Source organism: Scytonema sp. UIC 10036 (assembly GCF_009725235.1).
Window position 1 is genome coordinate 30,680 of the sequence record NZ_WJFC01000027.1, and the last position, 17,262, is coordinate 47,941.

Sequence of the window (17,262 nt, forward strand, 5' to 3'; positions counted from 1 at the left end):
GATGGAACTTGGGAGTTAGCCATACAAAAATGTGTACTGCTCCTTGTAATACCTACCCACTTACTATGCCTTAGCTTGCTTTCATAACACCACCTGCTACACGATTTTTACATTTTGAGCTACTGCAATCTGAGTCAGATTACTAAAATATAAGACTGTCAGGTTGCAGTGCTTGTGAGTCTTTAGTTCTACACATACACTTCCTAGAAAATAGTAGATAAAGAATTTGAGGAATTTGTGAGATTTTTGTTAAGTTTTAGTAAAGAATGCTCAGAGCGTGTCAAGTGCGAGTCCTACAATTTGTAATTGCCTGAATTTTTCACAGGTGCTCGTGATTTTATCCTCAAAGCTCTATTCCATGAACTTTCGTAAAAAATTAAAGATTAAAGTTTTTGTGAAGACATCTTGACAAAAAATCTTGTACGTATAAAAATTAAAAAATGATGATTGTATGCACTATCGCAAAAATAGCGTTGGCGTACTTTATCTATCCACTTGTCTCATTTAGGTTTTCAGATTCCCGCTATTTAGTAAATGGTCATGAGTTAGGTTTATTGGCTAAAACACCATTAAAACCTCCCTCTAAAATCTCAAGACCATCATATATTGTCAATCAAAATATCTTAGCTCTGAATAAACTCTAAAAGGCTTGCAGTTAACGCGAATGTTGATTAACAAAAGTTTAGGCTGTCGTTTAGCTGGAAAAAAATAAATCAGACAGTAAATTAGATTCTTGCCTTGACCAATTAATAACAATTCTTTTTAAGGCAAGTTTAGGCGCGTTTAACCTCTCTTTTTTCCCGTGTACAGAAGAAACAAGCACAGAAGCTGATTTAAGTTTAAGGTTTAGCCAGCGAAATTTTAGACAAATCAGGTATATTCACCCTCGGTTGCCAACCTAACAAGGCTTATGAGTTAGTTCGTATATCCAGAACATTAATCAATTAGCCTGCTGGGGCTAACTCAATTACACAGCTACGAACGCTGAGAAATCGCATAGGCATCTAACTAAGCATCTGTGACAATCGCGTTTGCGTTGGTTTCACATTGCGATCGCACAAAGAAGGTCTCTAGGTCATCTAATTCTCCAAATTTTGGTATATCGTTGCGCTTGCGGTGCATAGGGAAGTTTTTCAGCAATTTGTTTTAATCAATAAATTATGGTTGTATGCTGAACTCTTTTATCGCGCTCAATTGCTCGACGAAATCCTACGCCATTAACGTATGACCTAAACATTGTTGCTTGATTTCATCTGAGTCCCTTCTTGGTGGACTGTAAACATCCATAAATCGACGCTCGCAATTGACATACATGTAATTCTGTTTACCTATTCATTTACCATTTTTTTATCTCAGTAGACTCGCAGTATGACATTGCATGGTAGAACACCTCAATTCATCCCTTTCCGCACACAACGCCCAATTTGAAATAAACCAATCGCTCATTCAGTCTTGGAGATGAGGAAATGCCATTAAGATTTTCACAAGCGCAGCTTGGTAAACAGCTAACTCTTGTTTTGGGTGAGGAGTTAGAAGATAGAGAAGTGCAAAGCTGCTTGGCAGCGATGGAAATTGTGGAACCGCCGATAGCAAAACCTTTCTGGCAAGCAACAGCAGCAAAGGCGGGAATTTACTTAATCTTAGCAGGTCAAGTTAGATTGCTGGATATTGGGGAGAACTTAATTACTACCCTCTCCCCTGGAGAATCATTTGGAGAATTAACTTTGTTTCCCGAAGCAGGTTTGCAAGCTTACTGTGCCAGATCTTCTGTGAACTTAAAGCTTAGCTATCTCAAACAAGAGACATTACAACCTTTAATAGGCAAATATCCCAGTGTCCGCGATCGCCTCTACCATAAGGCAGAACTCTGGGATCTACTTTTGTTGTGTTGTCAAAATTCTCAATTTCCGCAGCACACATCACAAGTACAAGGGTTCCTCAAAGCTTTATCCCTATTTGAGCGGCATAATTTCAACTCTTTAGAGGCAATACCTGTACTGGAAGGTTGTAAGCTATGGCTATTGTACCGAGGTAAATTGCTGCAATCTGATGGTAGTTCCTTGACACCGGGGAAAATCTATACAAAGTTTCAACAGGAAAACTTGCAAGTACAGCAACCAACAACTGTATATATACTCCAAGATGTCCATTGGCAAACTGCACTGCAATATTGCCCAGAATTAGCGGAGTTTATCACTGTCGATCGGGGTTTAGTATCGAGCCCAGGGCCAAAACTACGTCGCAAACGTAACAGGATAGAACGTTTGGACTCATCCCAAAAAATTATTCCCTTTCCAGGACAAGAACAACCATCACAACCAAAATCAAAGAAAACACTTCCTTATTTTCCCAGTCCAAAGGTGCAAGTAGGGCATTGGTGGGGACGTTTTACCCATCAATATCCCTTTTATGCTCAACATAGTGCCTCTGATTGCGGTGCTGCTTGTTTGGTGATGATTGGTCGCTATTGGGGTAAGCACTTTAGTGTCAATCGTCTGCGGGATATGACTAACGTTGGTCGTAGTGGCGCATCTTTAGGAGCGATCGCCACGGCTGCTGAAAGCTTGGGTTTCGCCACCCGTCCGGTGAAAGCCACCCTGGATAAATTTGCCGAACAATCTTTACCTGCGATCGCTCACTGGGAAGGGAATCACTTTATCGTCGTCTATGAAATTACCAAAAAGCAAGTGATTGTGGGCGATCCTGCCCTCGGTCTACGTAAGTTTACCCGCAAGGAATTTACAGCAGGTTGGACTGGCTATGCATTACTTCTACAACCCACATCCCTACTTAAAGAAGCCCAGAATCAGGATGTCGGCTTGTGGAAGTTTTTTGAGTTAGTCAAACCTCACTATCGAGTCCTGATAGAAGTCTTTATCGCTTCGGTGTTAATTCAGGTATTTGGATTAGTAACCCCAGTATTTACCCAGTTATTACTCGACCGAGTACTCGTCCAACGCAGCGTTGCTACCCTGAACGCCGTTGGTTTGGGGATGATAGTTTTTGGGTTGTTCAGCATTATCATGAACGGAGTGCGGACATATTTGCTTAGCCACACTGCCAACCGTATCAGCATCTCCCTATTGGTAGGTTTTATCAAACATACCTTCCGCTTGCCCCTTTCCTATTTTGAATCCCGTTATGTTGGGGATATCATCTCCCGCATCCAGGAAAACCAAAAAATTCAAAACTTCTTGACTGGTCAAACCCTCTCCATCCTGCTGGATATGCTGACATTAGTCATCTATCTAGCACTGATGTTTTGGTATAGCTGGAAGATGTCATTATTTGTGCTAGTTACTATACCACCATTTTTCATTCTGGCGTTGGCTAGCACAGGGATTTTGCGACGCATTTCCAGAGATATTTTTAATGCTGGAGCCAAAGAAAACAGCTATATTATTGAATCTCTTACAGGAATTCGCACTGTCCGCTCATTGGCTGTTGAACAAACTGTGCGTTGGCATTGGGAAGAACTATTAAATAATTTGGTCAAAAAAGCCTTCAATGCTCAGGTGATTGGGATTCGCCTCTCCATGCTCAGTGGTGCAATCAATACCTTTACCAGTACAGCATTAATGTGGTTTGGCGCATGGCAAGTCATTCAAGGAGAACTCACTATTGGTCAATTGATTGCTTTCAATATGTTGGTAGGTAATGTTTTGGGTCCTTTCCAAAGGTTTTCAGGGCTGTGGAATCAATTCCAAGAAATTCTTATTTCCACAGAACGCATTAATGATGTCCTAGACGCCGAACCAGAAGAAGACTTACACAATAAACCCCGTAAGACTTTGGGTAGATTGCGCGGTCACATTCGCTTCGAGCGTGTCACCTTCCGATATCACCCAGAAAGTAAGACTAACGTCCTGGAAAATATCAATTTTGAAATCCAGCCAGAGCAAATGGTGGCATTAGTGGGACGCAGTGGTTCTGGGAAAACCACCCTAAGTAAACTAATTTTGGGTTTATATCCACCGACAGATGGCAAAGTATTAATTGACAATCAAGACGTGACTGGAATTTCTTTGCGATCGCTCCGTTCTCAAATCGGTGTTGTCGATCAAGATACCTTTTTGTTTGGTAGTACAATCCGAGAAAACATTTCCATAGCACACCCAGAAGCAACTCTCAACGAAATTATTCAAGCAGCAAAATTAGCGGGAGCAGATGAATTTATCCAGCAACTACCCCTAGGTTACGAAACCCAAATTGGTGAAGGTGGGGGAATGCTCTCTGGGGGACAACGCCAACGTTTGGCGATCGCTCGTGCTTTGTTAGGAAATCCCCGTTTATTGCTGTTTGACGAAGCCACCAGCCATCTAGACACAGAATCAGAACGGATTATTCAGAACAACATGAAAACTATTCTCAAAGGACGCACAAGTATCATTATTGCCCATCGTCTTTCCACTGTCCGCAATGCTGATTTAATTCTAGTTTTAGATCGCGGTATTTTGGTGGAAAGCGGTACTCACGACGAATTAATCGCTAAACAAGGTCATTACTACTATCTGAACCAACAACAACTAGCTCAAGTAAGTTAAAAGTCAGGAGAATAGAACTATGCCAGCTGCATCTACCAATTCCTCTTCTGCTTTGATAAGAGAGGAGGAAGATGAATTCATAAGCTACAGCAATACTGACGAATTTACTGAAAACACCGAACCGACCGCAGATAATACCAATGATTTGCATTACAGCACGGAAGAACTGTTAGATGCCTTACCTCGGGTTTGGACTCGTGGTGTATTTTATACACTAATAGGCTTTGTTGTCCTCGCTTTACCCTGGGCAACCTTTTCAAAGGTAGACGAGACAGGAAGCGCTAGAGGACGGATAGAACCCCAAGGCGCAACCCAAAAATTAGACTCTCAAGCTGGTGGCAGTGTCAAGGCTGTCAAGGTGAAAGAAGGTGACATTGTCACAGCAGGACAGGTTTTACTAGAACTTGAGTCTGATGTGTTGCGAACACAACTTCAGCAAGCAGAGGCAAAACTTTCGGGATTGTTAAATCAAAGGGTACAGTTATATGTACTCAAAAACCAACTACAGTTAACCCTTAGCACTCAGGAACAACAAAACCAATCCCAAGCCTTGGAAAAACTCTCCCAAGTTAACCAAGCGAAACAAAACCTGGATGCCAAACAGAGTATTTATAACCTACAGAGGCTTGAAAAACAAGCATTAGTCAATCAAGCCGAACAACAAATTAACACCTCTGAGAACGATCGACAGTCGGCTGAAAGTCGTTTGAAGATAGATTCCAGACAAGTCCAGCGCTTTAGTCAACTCCTTAGGGATGGTGCTGTTTCTGCAACCCAAATTGACCAACTGATTAAAGAAAAACAAGAAAGCAATCGACTTTACAAAAAGGCGGAATCTGACGTTAAACAAGCAAAATTGCGCTTAAATGAAGAAAAAAGTCGTTATCAGGCAACAATGAGTCAGTTACAGGCTAATATTGAGCAAGCAAAGCTGCAACTGCAAGAAGAACAAAATAGCTATCACAGCTTACTGCAAACAGGTAAATTGGCAATTCTGAAAAATCAGCAACAACTCAAAGACTTGGAATCACAAATCACCGGGCTAAAATCCCAAATTCTCCAAACTAAAAGCGAACTCACATCTTTAGAGATACAGTTACAGCAGAGGATAGTGCGATCGCCTGTTAATGGGATAATTTTTGAGTTTCCAATCAGCAAGCCGGGAGCAGTAGTACAACCCGGACAAAGAATTGCCCAAATTGCGCCTCAAAATGTTGGTATTATCCTCAAAGCCAATATGCCCAGTCAGGATAGCGGCTTTTTAAAGGTAGGAATGCCAGTCAAAATCAAATTTGATGCTTATCCGTTCCAAGAGTACGGCATTGTCCAAGGGAAAGTGAGTTGGGTATCTCCTGACTCAAAGGTACAGCAAACACCCCAAGGAAACATTGAAACTTATGAATTGGAAATCAGTTTAGAGAAGCAGTATATCCAAAACGGCGACAAACGTATTGCCCTGACCGCCGGTCAGACAGCCAACGCGGAAGTCATTATTCGTCAGCGTCAGGTGATTGATTTTGTCTTAGATCCGTTTAAGAAACTGCAAAAAGGCAGTTTATAAGTGTAGAGTGCTTGATTCGTAGGAATAAGATTATGCATCCAATTGACCTAATGAGAAAATATGGCTGGTCTTACCACAAACTAGCTGCGGAGTTTGGAGTTTCAGAAGCAGAAGCAAGGCGATGGGGATTTAAAAGAACTGCCACCAACTATCGAAATCCCCCATCAATGGCTTATAAACTAGCAGAAAAAATTGATAAGGAATTATCAACCTTATTAGCAACTGCACAGCACTATTGAAAGGCTCAAATCCCTCACTTTTTGAAGAAGTGAGGGATTTCATTTTTAGAACCATTGTTACCACCAAAGTGACCTAGACCCCGCTTCCAAATGCAGTTTTAATAGGTAATTGAGTTAAAAATAATTCCCTGTCATTGATTTGTTCCACTATGACCGAGCATCTGACTATCTCGATTTCAGACATAATCCACAGCCTCAAACTTTCCTGTCAAATTCCTGAGGTTGTAAAAACTATCACATCTCAAAAAATTATTACTGAAGCAGTTCGGGAAGCTGGTATTGAGGTGACAGAAACAGAATTACAGTCAGAAGGAGACAAACTCAGATTAGATAAAAAACTTGTTACAGCTAAAGACACCTGGGCTTGGCTACACAAACACCACTTATCTGTAAGGGATTTTGAAGAATTAGTCTATAACAGCCTCATTTCTAAGAAGTTAGCCAATTACCTTTTTTCGGAGCAAGTAAAAAAGTTCTTTTATGAACACCAACTAGACTATGAAGCAGCGGTCACCTACGAAGTTACTTTCGAGGATAGAGACTTGGCTCTAGAACTGTTTTGTGCGCTGGAAGAAGGGGAAATAACCTTTCCAGAAATGGCTCGTTTGTATATCCAAGACTTAGAGCTTCGTCGTGCTTATGGATATCAAGGAGTTCGATACCGTAAGGATTTCCGTCCAGAGATTGCAGCTGCTGTATTTGCTAGTTCTCCACCTAGGATTCTCAAACCAATAACCACACCAAAAGGTGTGTATTTAGTTTGGGTGGAAGAAATAATTCAACCTAAATTAGATGAAAAGTTACACGACAAAATCATTTCGGAAATGTTTGCTGATTGGTTAAAGCAACAAGTAGAAGGAATGGCAATGGTCACACAGTTAGATTTAGATATTTATTTGCAACCAGAAGAACAAATGTGTCAACAGTCTTAAACCTCATCCATATAGAAACCTAATAGTTTCTAATTATTTCATATGTGTCATAAAGACGTATAGTAAAGCAACCTTAATTCAAGTAATAATTTTGTTTTTTGTATTTATTTTTTATGGATATAAAACTTGTTTAATTCAGGAATAAAAATAAAAAAAAATTGTCTGAGCAATGTTTTATTAGTTATTGATCAGATTTAATTTTAATTTTTTATATATATATAAAAATAATTTAAAACCAAAAAAAATCAAAATTAATAAAGTAAGTCTTATTGAAATAACGAGCAAAAGCTATTGATTTTATATCTAAATAAGATAAAGTATAAGTGTAAGAAAAAAAGTTTCTTACGAAAAAAATCCCAAAAAACAACTAAGTGATTCTCAGGAGAACCCCAATGATTATTTCTGATTTGAACTACTTGGAAACTGCTGAATCTGCTAACATAGTTGGTGGCTCTAGCAAATACGTTAACCTTAAGACAAGTGTAAAACAAGATTTTGATGTTGATATTAAGATTAATGCCAAGAAAGACATCAAATCTGAGATTGATGCAAAAACAGACATCAAAGGTAACTCAGCTTATACCGTTTTTGAGAATACCGCCTTCGGAAAAAACACATATGTTCAAAGTGATGTTACCAATGTTGTCATCGAAGGTTATCTTTCTGAATCTAGTGGCACTTTAGTTGCTGCAGCTAACAGGTAAATGCTAAGCGTTGATACTTCAAAATAGGTGTCAAGTATTGACAAAAGTGTCAATAAAATGAAAAAAGCTGAAAGCTTATTCTAGATAAAAGCTTTCAGTCTCTTTCTCCTATAAAGGAAAACTGCTCAACTGCCCTTTATTCATGTATTAAGTCATGTTGATTTTGGATCTTAATTATTTAGAGGATATTTCTGAAAAAAATGCTATGTATTTACATGGCGGAAGAAAAGCTCAAGCAATTTCTGCTTGGTCAGCAGCTGCCTTTGGTCAAGCGAGCATAGTCATTACTAGTGCTAAAAATCAGGTAATTATTAGCAACAGTAGTTCTTCTGCTAGCAGTTCTGTTGTGGCTATTGCAAGCGGTGATGAGAGTGCTTTTGCTACTGCTTATTCTTTCGCATCTGTTTCAAGTTAACGGAACTCCAAAAAATAAATTGTCCAATGTAGAAAACATATCCTGTTTTCAATTATTTGTTGAACGAGGTGTAATATGAGTAAGTTACAAATTTTTGACTTAAATTTTTGTGAATTAGTAACTGAAGAAAATACTCAAATAACAGGAGGACTTGTTTTTTCTGATTTATCGCAAATAGGAAATTTTGATTACAAGTTAGAAGGCTACACAAAAACAGAAGTGCCTTCTACTGCAAAATCTCGTTTATTAAAATTAGAAAAACCTGGAAGCTATGGATATCAACTAGAAACGAATGAGAGCAACTCTAAATCTAGTATTCTTCTCTTAATTGAAGATACCACTAATGGAATAAAAAGTGTCACAAGTGCTATCAAGACTGTATCAACATAACAAATTATATTTTCCTGAAAAAATCAATGAATCGTTATAAAGTTGTCATCAAACGAATAGTCTCATCCGATGGAAAGATTATTGCAGAGGCAAAAAACATAGTTGCAACATCTGACAATAACCAAAGTGAGATTACTCAAAGCGTTTCTGTAAACGTTTCATCTGGTACTAGCTCTAGCAGTTGCTTTAGCTCTAGTAATTCTTCTCAATCTGGATATAGTTCTACATCCGGTTCTATTTCAGTTTCTTGCGATAATGGGTAGAAGATTAAGACCAATACCTGTGGATGAATTGCTTCTGAAAAAGAGAAATCCCTTGTCAAGCACAAGGGATATAAGCTTTATGTTCAAACAGCAATTGTCAACCCACACAACTTAATTCACAAAATACAGAAACTGCGATCGCCCCCTTTTGTTAGCTTTGGTAAGCCCTACAATTTAGTAAAAATTTCCAAAAGCATTTAACTTAGAGTGTTTGAGAGATTTGACGAAATTCATTCACGATTATTGAGATTAAAACAATCTCCTTCTTTTTGTAATTTTTTGGAGTTTTCATGAAGACTACTTTAGCAATCAGGGAATTAAGTTACTTGTCTGAAGTGAGCGGAATCACTGTTATGGGAGGTAGGGATGTCGTTGCTATTACTGAAACTATAGCAATAGCCAAACCTGGTTCTGCCAGTGCTGCTGCATTTGCATCTGCTCAGGGTGAATATATAGGGATTCAGACTGAAATTGAAGTAGTAAATGGAGCGAATTTTAACTTAGCTAATGCAACAGCTGAAGCATATGCAAAAAGTGAAAACAAAATTGCTCAATCTTTAAGTTATAGCAACGCTAGTTCGGTTACAAATCGATATTCGAGTACTAGTCAGGCTAATTCGGTGTCTTTTAATTGGACAACATAAACACAGCACTAAAGTAGCCATTACGTATTAAATACCTTCTGATATCTCTCAATCAGTCTTAAAAAGGTGGACTTTGAAAAGTGTATTTTCCCTTAGAAAGGGGAGCTAGGGATATTGATACAACTAAATGCTTTACAAAGGAGGTTTAGGGAATAGAAAATGTCTTAACTGATAAGTTTTAAGAAGATGATTACTGAGGCAAAAATGATATGCAGATTGATACAATTGATGATTTGGAAACATTTAAGAAAATCAGAGAAAATTGGGATTTTGTATATGCAGCCGATCCTCAGGCTCAATTCTTCTTATCCTGGGTGTGGCTATCTGGATGGTTGCCGATGGTGCATGAGCAGTGGTTTATATTAGCTGCCAAACCAGATATCCACGATTCATCCTATATTGCATTTTTTCCTCTGAAAATTGTACTAGAACAGCAAGATGACGGTGGCTTTGACACTCAACTCTACATGGCAGGAAATAGCATAGCAGATTACACGGGAATGATTTGCCAGCCCGGTTATGAAGAAGAGGTCATTCCTGCTTTTGCCTCTTACATCCTGGAGCAGTTAGAATGGTCTAGTTTCAATGTACAAAGTATTCTCGAAACAGATACACGGATGTCTCAGTTATTGAGAAGTCTTCCTAGAGATAGTTTTGAGTTTACTCAACACCGCATTCAAAATCAGGGAGAGGACACTGATAATTACATTGCCCCTTATGTTTCATTAGCAGATGACTGGGAACAATATCTGCAAAACTACCTCAGTGCCAATACTCGCCAAAAAATCAGGCGCTTTTTAAGGAAAGTAGAAAATTCTGACGAGTTTTCTATCGCCCAGGTGAACGCAGACAATCTGGAGTCTCATATTGAGATACTACTCAGGTTCTGGGAGTCAACATGGAGAAAGAAAAAAGGGGATGGCTGTGACGTAATTGTGAGTATTATTCGCGCTCTTTTACGTCATGGTTTTGAACATAACTGCCTGTATTTACCTGTTCTGTGGCAAGGGGATAAACCTTTAGGCGCGATCGCAAACTTTGTTGATGTTCAGCAAAAATCCATGTTATTTGTCATCGTAGCTCGCGATCGAACCTTTAACAATCCCCCCCCTGGACTGATTCTCCATGCTGACGCGATCCGATATGCTATCCAAAATGGATTTAAAGTTTACGACTTTTTAAAAGGGAATGAGGAATATAAATATTCTTTTGGAGTTAAAGAGCGCCGCATTCTGCATATCGTCGTCAAATACAAAAATTGTCAGAAGAGAAAATTGGATGTTAAGGCTCTTCCTTTAGCCTTTCATCTCACTGCTCAGGCTCATCGAGGCAACCAAATCACCAAAGCCGAGCAGGGATACCGTCAGATTTTGGAAGTTAAGTCAAATCACCCAGAAGCACTTTATGGACTCGGAGTCTTGATGAGGCAAAAAGGTGAATACCAAACTGCCGAAAATCTCTTGAAAAACCTGCTTCAGGTTCAGCCCAATTCTATCAAGGCTTTATTTAGTTTGGGGAATTTATATCAAACTCAAGGTCATTTATCCGAAGCGATAGAAGCTTACAATAAAGTTTTAGCTTTACAGCCGGATGCGATCGCCGCATATAATAACAAGGGCTATGCTCTACAACAACTCGGTAAATGGGAAGAAGCGATCGCCTGCTATCAAAAAGCGCTAGAACTAGAGCCTGACTGCATTGAAGCTGACGTTAACAAAGCGAATGCACTTCATGCTCAAAGAAAGCTCTCCCCAGACAAACAAGCTTATTATGCTGTGCTGAACAACGATTTAGGCAGCAAGTGTAAACACCTAGGAGATTTTAAGACTGCGATCGCCTACTATCAGCAGTCCATCTCTATGAATCCAGACTTGGCAGAAGCTCAATCTAATTTGGAAGTGGTGCTACAGGAACAAATGACTTCTGGCTTGCTGAATGCGTCCAAGAAACAATAATTAGAACGAGCGTGAATTTTTATGGAGTGGTAGTTAAACCGATAGTCTCTCCCAATGGGGTTATTCTATCTGAAGCGAAAGGTATTGTTTATTTGAAGCGAAAAGTCTTGTCAAGTCATTTGGGAACGATCAAAGTGAGATTAGTCAAAGTGTTTCTGTAAACTTTTCATCTGGCAGAAATACTGATACTTTTTGGATAAAAAAGACCATGTCTCTAGAAATTTTAGAAAAAGTCAAAGAGTTCTTCATTAGACTAGTCAAAGATGAATCTTTCCGCGCTCAATTAATGAGCGATAAAGTCGAAAAAGTGAAAAAAATAATGACAGATGGTGGCTATAACTTTTCTCAAGATGAATTTGAAAAAGCTACCATCAAAATATTGGAATTAAAAGAATTAGGTGAATTTCACGAACTCAGTGAAGAGGAATTAGTGGGGGCTGTCGGTGGTTTGAGATATGCTTGGCCTCCTAAAGAATATCCCACTCATCCCCCCTATCCAAGACCATACCCAAAACCGCGCCCTAACGATCCACAGCCTTTATATGGCATAATAGTTGACCCACTCGATCCACCTGTACAAGCTCTGTATGGGGTAGTTGTTTCAAATGACGAACAAATAATCAAATAGTTGAAAACAAAAAGGTTAATTATGCAGATTGCAGACTATTACGCTCTTGAAGGTTTTGATTGGGTAAAGGTAAAAACTTTTGAAAAACAAGGAGCGAACTTTGACTATGAATATGTGAAAACAATAGCGATCGATCTGCCAGACAAATAAACTGCACCGAAAAAGAATGTAGAGACGCGATTTTTAAAGCGGTACGACGAGCAATTTCGTGTCTCTACAAAGTTTTGGTTACTGAAATAGAGAATCAGCCATGTCATATAGTCGCACAAGTTATGCCGTTTGGGAAATAACTTTAAAATGTAATCTCGCCTGTAGCCACTGTGGCTCTCGCGCCGGCAATGCACGCACTAAAGAACTCTCTACTGAGGAAGCATTGGATCTCGTCCAACAAATGGCGGAAGTCGGGATTAAAGAAGTCACCCTCATTGGTGGGGAAGCATTTTTACGTCCAGACTGGCTAGAAATTGCCCAAGCTATTACCCAAGCGGGAATGCTTTGTGGTATGACGACTGGCGGCTATGGCATTTCCTTGGAAACCGCAAGCAAAATGAAAGCTAACGGGATTCGTACAGTCTCCGTTTCCATTGATGGCTTAGAAGAAACTCACGATCGCCTGCGGGGAAAGAAAGGCTCTTGGAAATGGGCTTTTAAAACCATGAGTCATCTACGGGAAGTAGGGATAACATTTGGTTGTAACACCCAAATAAACCGCCTCTCAGCCCCAGAATTCCCCCGGATCTACCAGTGTATACGTGATGCAGGTGCTCGTGCTTGGCAAATTCAACTTACTGTTCCTATGGGGAATGCAGCTGACAACGCAGACATACTTTTACAACCTTATGAATTATTAGATATTTACCCCATGCTAGCCCGTGTTGCCCGTCGTGCCTACCAAGAAGGAGTGCAAGTTCAAGCTGGGAATAACATTGGTTACTATGGTCCTTATGAAAGGCTGTTACGGGGACGGGGAAACGAGCATGAATTCTCATTCTGGCAGGGATGTGGTGCTGGGCTTTCCACCTTGGGAATAGAAGCTGATGGAGCCATCAAAGGTTGTCCCTCTCTACCTACGACCGCTTATACAGGCGGTAATATTAGAGACTTTTCTCTCAAATCTATAATAGAAAATACTGAGGAAGTATAATTCAATACGGTTCAGTTAGAGCTAGAAACCTGATTTTGCGTAGGTTGGGTTGAGGAACGAAACCCAACATTTTGCAGACGTTGTTGGGTAACGCTATCGCTCTACCCAACCTACAATTATCCTTAACTGAACCGTATTGGTGTATAATTATCTAACAGCTTTGGGGATTGGAGAGCACTTTTTTTCCTATCGACATCAAGTGAAAACACAGTTGCAAGAGCAGTTAGCTGCATTACGCCGTGCAAAAGAAACACAGCAGGAGGAAAAAAGTTATCAGCTAGAAACTGTTTCAGAAATTGTTCACACTATATGCTGCGTTCCAGCTCTCTCTGGCGCGATCGCATTCAGCACGGTGTTGCTCGAGCAGCTGTTTTTGTTTTGGCGTAAAGTTTTCAGTTGCTTCATAAATAGCTACCAATGATTCTTCTGCAACCGTCTTAGCAAACGCACGGTTTCGAGCCTGTTCGTTAACTTCTTGGATATCTTGAGCCTGTTTTTTCAATCCTCTTTTGCAAGCGCAGTTAGCCGCATTACGCCGTGCGAAGGAAAAACAGCAGGAGGAAAAAAGTTATCAGACTGTTTAGGATCAACCAAGTTTAACTGGTAAATCGATCGCTTTTGCGTAGAGACGCAATTTAGTTAACTATTTCTCTACCCACTTTAGTTTCAAAACCTCCGGTTGACATAGCATTGATTTAGTTTGACAATAAGTAGACATCTCCAGAAAAGAGACTAAGCATGGCTAGTCTCTACACGAATCTCAGGTAACTAAGAGGATTTTTGGTGAGAATGCCTACCTCTCGGAACAAAGGGATTGCAATTTTGTTACTTGATGCCGAAAATCTTCAACTAACGGCTGATATGGAAGCTTTCTTGCAGTCGCGCTGTTCTTACCAAATCACTTACAAAATAGCATTTGCTAATTGGCGGGTATTAGGAAATGCAGACCAATTATTGTACGAGAGAGGATACGATCTGATTCAAGTACCTGGAGCAAAGGATGCTGCAGATGGGAAAATGATTGCTTTTGGGTGTCAATTGCGTGAATTTTACCGTAAAGCCAAAGCTGTATTTGTCTGTTCCTCAGATACAGTTATGGTCAGTTTGTGTAATTGTTTGTTGCAACAAGAATTAGAAGTATACCGAGTTGTGCGACAGGATACTCAAATCAAAATATCGAAATATCCTGGTGATAATCATGTCGCAGTTTTTGGTAAAAAAACTGCGACGACAACTGTTGCTGCTACTCAAAGTGACGAACCTAATCGGGCAGCCCTCGAACAGCAGTTAATAGATATTATTCATGATGTTGGTACTGACAAAAAATCTATTGCCCTATCGATTTTAGGTCAAGAGTACTTAAAGCGTAATAATGAACCAATTACCAAAGCACTGACTCGGTTGAAACTAGGTGGCGATTTTAAGCAGTTTATTACTAATTCTAAACTTTTGGCAGTACAAAAAGTTAACAAAGTTTTTAAAGTTACACTTCTTGAAATGTGATGTGTATCTTTTGCCAATGTGATTAATAGTTCTTCCACTAACCACTAACTACTAACAATTAGTTAACAAAAATATACAAAGTTTTAGTTGGCTTCAGGGTGTAATACGTAGTGTATTGAGAACTGCGATCGCTTTTGGAGGAATAGCTGTAAACCGAATCAGAAACTCATATCCGTCAACCTCAGATTGTTTGATGACTTTAGCATAGAAGTATTTTTCTTCTGTCGCGAGTTCTGCTTCAATCAATAACTTGAGCTTGAGATTACTCAAGATTTCTAAGGAATGTGGCGATCGCAGATGCGCCCCTTTTTCTGAAAGGCTTACTAGTGCCCCCTGAAATACTGTTCCAACAGCGTGTTTTCCCTGCAAAACAGTATACTCCACAGGGACTTCCCGCTCCAAATTGATAATTTCTTCATCCTCTTGAGGTAAAAACAGGTTATGCTTACCACCAATGCCCCGAATTTCACAAATGGTTACGGGTTCTTTCATTCCCTTAGGTTCTATTTGTAATTGTCCGGTAACCTGGAGGTCAGTATTAGCATCTTTCCGGGTATTTTCGGAAATCAAAATCTGTCCCCCCACAGTATAAGTCTCAATTCGCGCCGCCAAATTAACATGACTGCCAATAACTGTGTATTGAGCGCGTTTTTGAGAACCAATATTTCCCGCTACAACTTCCCCTGTATTGATCCCAATTCCCATTTCGAGGGTTGGTAAATTCATTTGCTGAATTTGTGCGTTCACTTGCTGCATCGCTAATTGCATCCCAATCGCACAGGCGATCGCTCTTTGGGAATCATCATGACGACTTATGGGCGCACCAAACATGACAAAGATGCCATCACCCATGAAATCACTAATCGTACCTTTATATTGATTGATAACATCCGTCATTGCTCCTAAATAAAGATTGAGAATATTTACAACTTGTTCGGGTGGCAATTGTTCGGAAATCGCAGAGAATCCTCTCAGATCGGAGACAAGAACTGTAACTTTTTTCCGTTCTCCCCCCAGCTTTAAACCAGAAGGAGTTTCCAGTATATTTGCGAGTATTTCATCTGTTAGATAGCGACCGAGGTTTTTTCTCATTTCAGTCGCACTTTGGGCAAGATACTGGGTAACAGCGATCGCCGATCCTCCCAATGCTAACAGTGAAGGGACAACAGGAATCCACCAACCAGTTAGAAATGCCACGAAGCTACCGCCAAGCAAACAAAAACCAGTTAGAAAAATACTGGCAACCATAAGGTTTTTCTGAGTGTTATTGTGGCGTTGCAGCCAACACAAAGTAGCACCAACAATCGCGCACATGAAAATCAACAACCACTCTAACTGCTCGGGTAAGCATTTAATGAGGGGACGATTATCCAAAGCCGCACTTAAAATTTGACTAATTAAATTAGCATGAATTGTTACACCCGCCATGCGTTCGGGGGAAGTTAATATCCGACTGCTGTAAGGGGTGTAGAACAGATCCTTCAAACTTTCAGCAGTTGTACCAATTAATACCACTTTATCTCGCATGAAATTCGGTGGAATGCGGTCTTCTTGCAGGTTTGTGAGGGAGATTCTGGTAAACTGTTGTATACTCCCCCGGTAATTTAACAGCACTTGGTAGCTACCAGCATCTGCTTGGACGTAACCCCCATCATTAGCTTCAAAAGTATAAAAAACACTTTCACCCAATTGCAAGTAATTGGAGTTATTTTTTGCTGGCTTCTCAGTAATCCCTTCATGTTTTAAGTACAACAATGCCAGTTTTAACCCAAAACTTTCAAGAGTTTCGTCCTCGTTTAAATTTAGGTACAACAATCCGCGCCGAATTTTACCATCACTATCTAACGGTAAGTCATTGGCTCCAATTTGCTGGCGTTGTTTCAGTATGGGTGAAGGATTAACCGCAGAACTGTCGTTCGTATGCGAAACTTTTTGCACTCCAATTAAATTGGGAGTGGACGCAAAGACTTTAAGCAGTTCTTGATGACCGGGTTTTACGGGTAAATCGCGATAGAGATCTAAACCTATGGCTCTAGGTTGTTGTTGTTTAATTTTTTCTAGTATTCTAGCCAGATCTCTATCAGATATGGGCCAGTGACCTTGTTTGCGGATATCTGCTTCGTTAATATCAACTATGATAATACGAGTATCAACTAGCTCTGGGGGTCGGAGCAGAAAAAATTGATCCAGTGCTGCTAATTCTAATAATTGTAGTAATCCAGTTAAGCGGAGTGCGATCGCTAAGACTGTAATATTAGGAACTGCAAATAAAATACCCCGCCATTGCCAAATTCGCGGTTTCAGCTTTGTCCACATAATTATTTTGAATTGGGTGTAAAA

Annotated in this window: 15 protein-coding genes and 2 pseudogenes; 14 read left to right on the forward strand and 3 right to left on the reverse strand. The window is 39.9% G+C overall.

Annotation, left to right across the window (positions count from 1 at the left end):
- Positions 1–1,062: 1,062 nt before the first annotated feature.
- Positions 1,063–1,332: pseudogene (locus F7734_RS63470) on the reverse strand (IS1 family transposase); the annotation flags it as partial.
- A 134-nt stretch (positions 1,333–1,466) separates the two neighbouring features.
- On the opposite strand from F7734_RS63470, the gene F7734_RS15110 reads away from it, so the two are divergent.
- The 13 genes and pseudogenes from F7734_RS15110 to F7734_RS15165 all read left to right on the forward strand — a co-directional run.
- Positions 1,467–4,544, forward strand: coding sequence for a peptidase domain-containing ABC transporter (locus F7734_RS15110; RefSeq protein ID WP_155745486.1), 3,078 nt, complete (start codon positions 1,467–1,469; stop codon positions 4,542–4,544).
- A gap of 19 nt (positions 4,545–4,563) precedes the next feature.
- On the forward strand, positions 4,564–6,105 hold the full coding sequence (locus tag F7734_RS15115; RefSeq protein WP_155745487.1) for an HlyD family efflux transporter periplasmic adaptor subunit: 1,542 nt from the start codon (positions 4,564–4,566) through the stop codon (positions 6,103–6,105).
- A gap of 32 nt (positions 6,106–6,137) precedes the next feature.
- Complete coding sequence (locus F7734_RS15120; protein WP_155745488.1) at positions 6,138–6,344, forward strand: hypothetical protein; 207 nt, start codon at positions 6,138–6,140, stop codon at positions 6,342–6,344.
- A gap of 149 nt (positions 6,345–6,493) precedes the next feature.
- Complete coding sequence (locus F7734_RS15125; protein ID WP_155745489.1) at positions 6,494–7,276, forward strand: peptidylprolyl isomerase; 783 nt, start codon at positions 6,494–6,496, stop codon at positions 7,274–7,276.
- Between the two features lie 392 nt (positions 7,277–7,668).
- On the forward strand, positions 7,669–7,980 hold the full coding sequence (locus F7734_RS15130) for a hypothetical protein (protein WP_155745490.1): 312 nt from the start codon (positions 7,669–7,671) through the stop codon (positions 7,978–7,980).
- 154 nt (positions 7,981–8,134) lie between these two features.
- Complete coding sequence (locus F7734_RS15135) at positions 8,135–8,395, forward strand: hypothetical protein (protein ID WP_155745491.1); 261 nt, start codon at positions 8,135–8,137, stop codon at positions 8,393–8,395.
- Between the two features lie 75 nt (positions 8,396–8,470).
- Positions 8,471–8,785 carry a hypothetical protein gene (locus F7734_RS15140; protein WP_155745492.1) on the forward strand — a complete coding sequence of 105 codons (315 nt, stop codon included), beginning with the start codon at positions 8,471–8,473 and terminating at the stop codon, positions 8,783–8,785.
- Positions 8,786–8,811: 26 nt separating this feature from the next.
- Positions 8,812–9,048, forward strand: a complete 237-nt coding sequence (locus F7734_RS15145; protein ID WP_155745493.1) for a hypothetical protein — start codon at positions 8,812–8,814, stop codon at positions 9,046–9,048.
- Positions 9,049–9,338: 290 nt separating this feature from the next.
- A complete protein-coding gene (locus F7734_RS15150) occupies positions 9,339–9,692 on the forward strand; it encodes a hypothetical protein (protein WP_155745494.1) in 354 nt (117 codons plus the stop codon).
- 209 nt (positions 9,693–9,901) lie between these two features.
- The gene (locus F7734_RS15155) at positions 9,902–11,647 is read left to right on the forward strand and encodes a GNAT family N-acetyltransferase (RefSeq protein WP_155745495.1); all 1,746 of its coding nucleotides are present in this window, start codon (positions 9,902–9,904) and stop codon (positions 11,645–11,647) included.
- A gap of 208 nt (positions 11,648–11,855) precedes the next feature.
- Positions 11,856–12,275, forward strand: a complete 420-nt coding sequence (locus F7734_RS15160; protein ID WP_155745496.1) for a Nif11 family protein — start codon at positions 11,856–11,858, stop codon at positions 12,273–12,275.
- Between the two features lie 21 nt (positions 12,276–12,296).
- Entirely contained in the window at positions 12,297–12,425 is a 129-nt protein-coding gene (locus tag F7734_RS65295; RefSeq protein ID WP_279239720.1) for a hypothetical protein, read from the forward strand.
- A 100-nt stretch (positions 12,426–12,525) separates the two neighbouring features.
- Positions 12,526–13,416 (forward strand): annotated as a pseudogene (locus F7734_RS15165) (radical SAM protein); the annotation flags it as partial.
- Between the two features lie 292 nt (positions 13,417–13,708).
- Here F7734_RS15165 and F7734_RS15170 read toward each other — a convergent pair.
- Positions 13,709–13,921, reverse strand: coding sequence for a hypothetical protein (locus tag F7734_RS15170; protein WP_155745497.1), 213 nt, complete (start codon positions 13,919–13,921; stop codon positions 13,709–13,711).
- Between the two features lie 287 nt (positions 13,922–14,208).
- On the opposite strand from F7734_RS15170, the gene F7734_RS15175 reads away from it, so the two are divergent.
- Positions 14,209–14,922: a hypothetical protein gene (locus tag F7734_RS15175; RefSeq protein WP_155745498.1), complete on the forward strand. Its 714-nt coding sequence runs from the start codon at positions 14,209–14,211 to the stop codon at positions 14,920–14,922.
- A gap of 93 nt (positions 14,923–15,015) precedes the next feature.
- Here the strand turns inward: F7734_RS15175 and F7734_RS15180 are convergent, their stop codons facing one another.
- A complete protein-coding gene (locus F7734_RS15180; protein WP_155745499.1) occupies positions 15,016–17,238 on the reverse strand; it encodes an adenylate/guanylate cyclase domain-containing protein in 2,223 nt (740 codons plus the stop codon).
- Positions 17,239–17,262 lie beyond the last annotated feature (24 nt).

What these genes read in the sequence shown, in the direction of transcription:
- F7734_RS15110 (WP_155745486.1), top strand. Translation starts at nt 1,467, where the DNA reads ATGCCATTAAGATTTTCACAAGCGCAGCTTGGTAAACAGCTAACTCTT.
- F7734_RS15115 (WP_155745487.1), top strand. Translation starts at nt 4,564, where the DNA reads ATGCCAGCTGCATCTACCAATTCCTCTTCTGCTTTGATAAGAGAGGAG.
- F7734_RS15120 (WP_155745488.1), top strand. Translation starts at nt 6,138, where the DNA reads ATGCATCCAATTGACCTAATGAGAAAATATGGCTGGTCTTACCACAAA.
- F7734_RS15125 (WP_155745489.1), top strand. Translation starts at nt 6,494, where the DNA reads ATGACCGAGCATCTGACTATCTCGATTTCAGACATAATCCACAGCCTC.
- F7734_RS15130 (WP_155745490.1), top strand. Translation starts at nt 7,669, where the DNA reads ATGATTATTTCTGATTTGAACTACTTGGAAACTGCTGAATCTGCTAAC.
- F7734_RS15135 (WP_155745491.1), top strand. Translation starts at nt 8,135, where the DNA reads ATGTTGATTTTGGATCTTAATTATTTAGAGGATATTTCTGAAAAAAAT.
- F7734_RS15140 (WP_155745492.1), top strand. Translation starts at nt 8,471, where the DNA reads ATGAGTAAGTTACAAATTTTTGACTTAAATTTTTGTGAATTAGTAACT.
- F7734_RS15145 (WP_155745493.1), top strand. Translation starts at nt 8,812, where the DNA reads ATGAATCGTTATAAAGTTGTCATCAAACGAATAGTCTCATCCGATGGA.
- F7734_RS15150 (WP_155745494.1), top strand. Translation starts at nt 9,339, where the DNA reads ATGAAGACTACTTTAGCAATCAGGGAATTAAGTTACTTGTCTGAAGTG.
- F7734_RS15155 (WP_155745495.1), top strand. Translation starts at nt 9,902, where the DNA reads ATGCAGATTGATACAATTGATGATTTGGAAACATTTAAGAAAATCAGA.
- F7734_RS15160 (WP_155745496.1), top strand. Translation starts at nt 11,856, where the DNA reads ATGTCTCTAGAAATTTTAGAAAAAGTCAAAGAGTTCTTCATTAGACTA.
- F7734_RS65295 (WP_279239720.1), top strand. Translation starts at nt 12,297, where the DNA reads ATGCAGATTGCAGACTATTACGCTCTTGAAGGTTTTGATTGGGTAAAG.
- F7734_RS15175 (WP_155745498.1), top strand. Translation starts at nt 14,209, where the DNA reads ATGCCTACCTCTCGGAACAAAGGGATTGCAATTTTGTTACTTGATGCC.
- F7734_RS15180 (WP_155745499.1), bottom strand. Translation starts at nt 17,238, where the DNA reads ATGTGGACAAAGCTGAAACCGCGAATTTGGCAATGGCGGGGTATTTTA.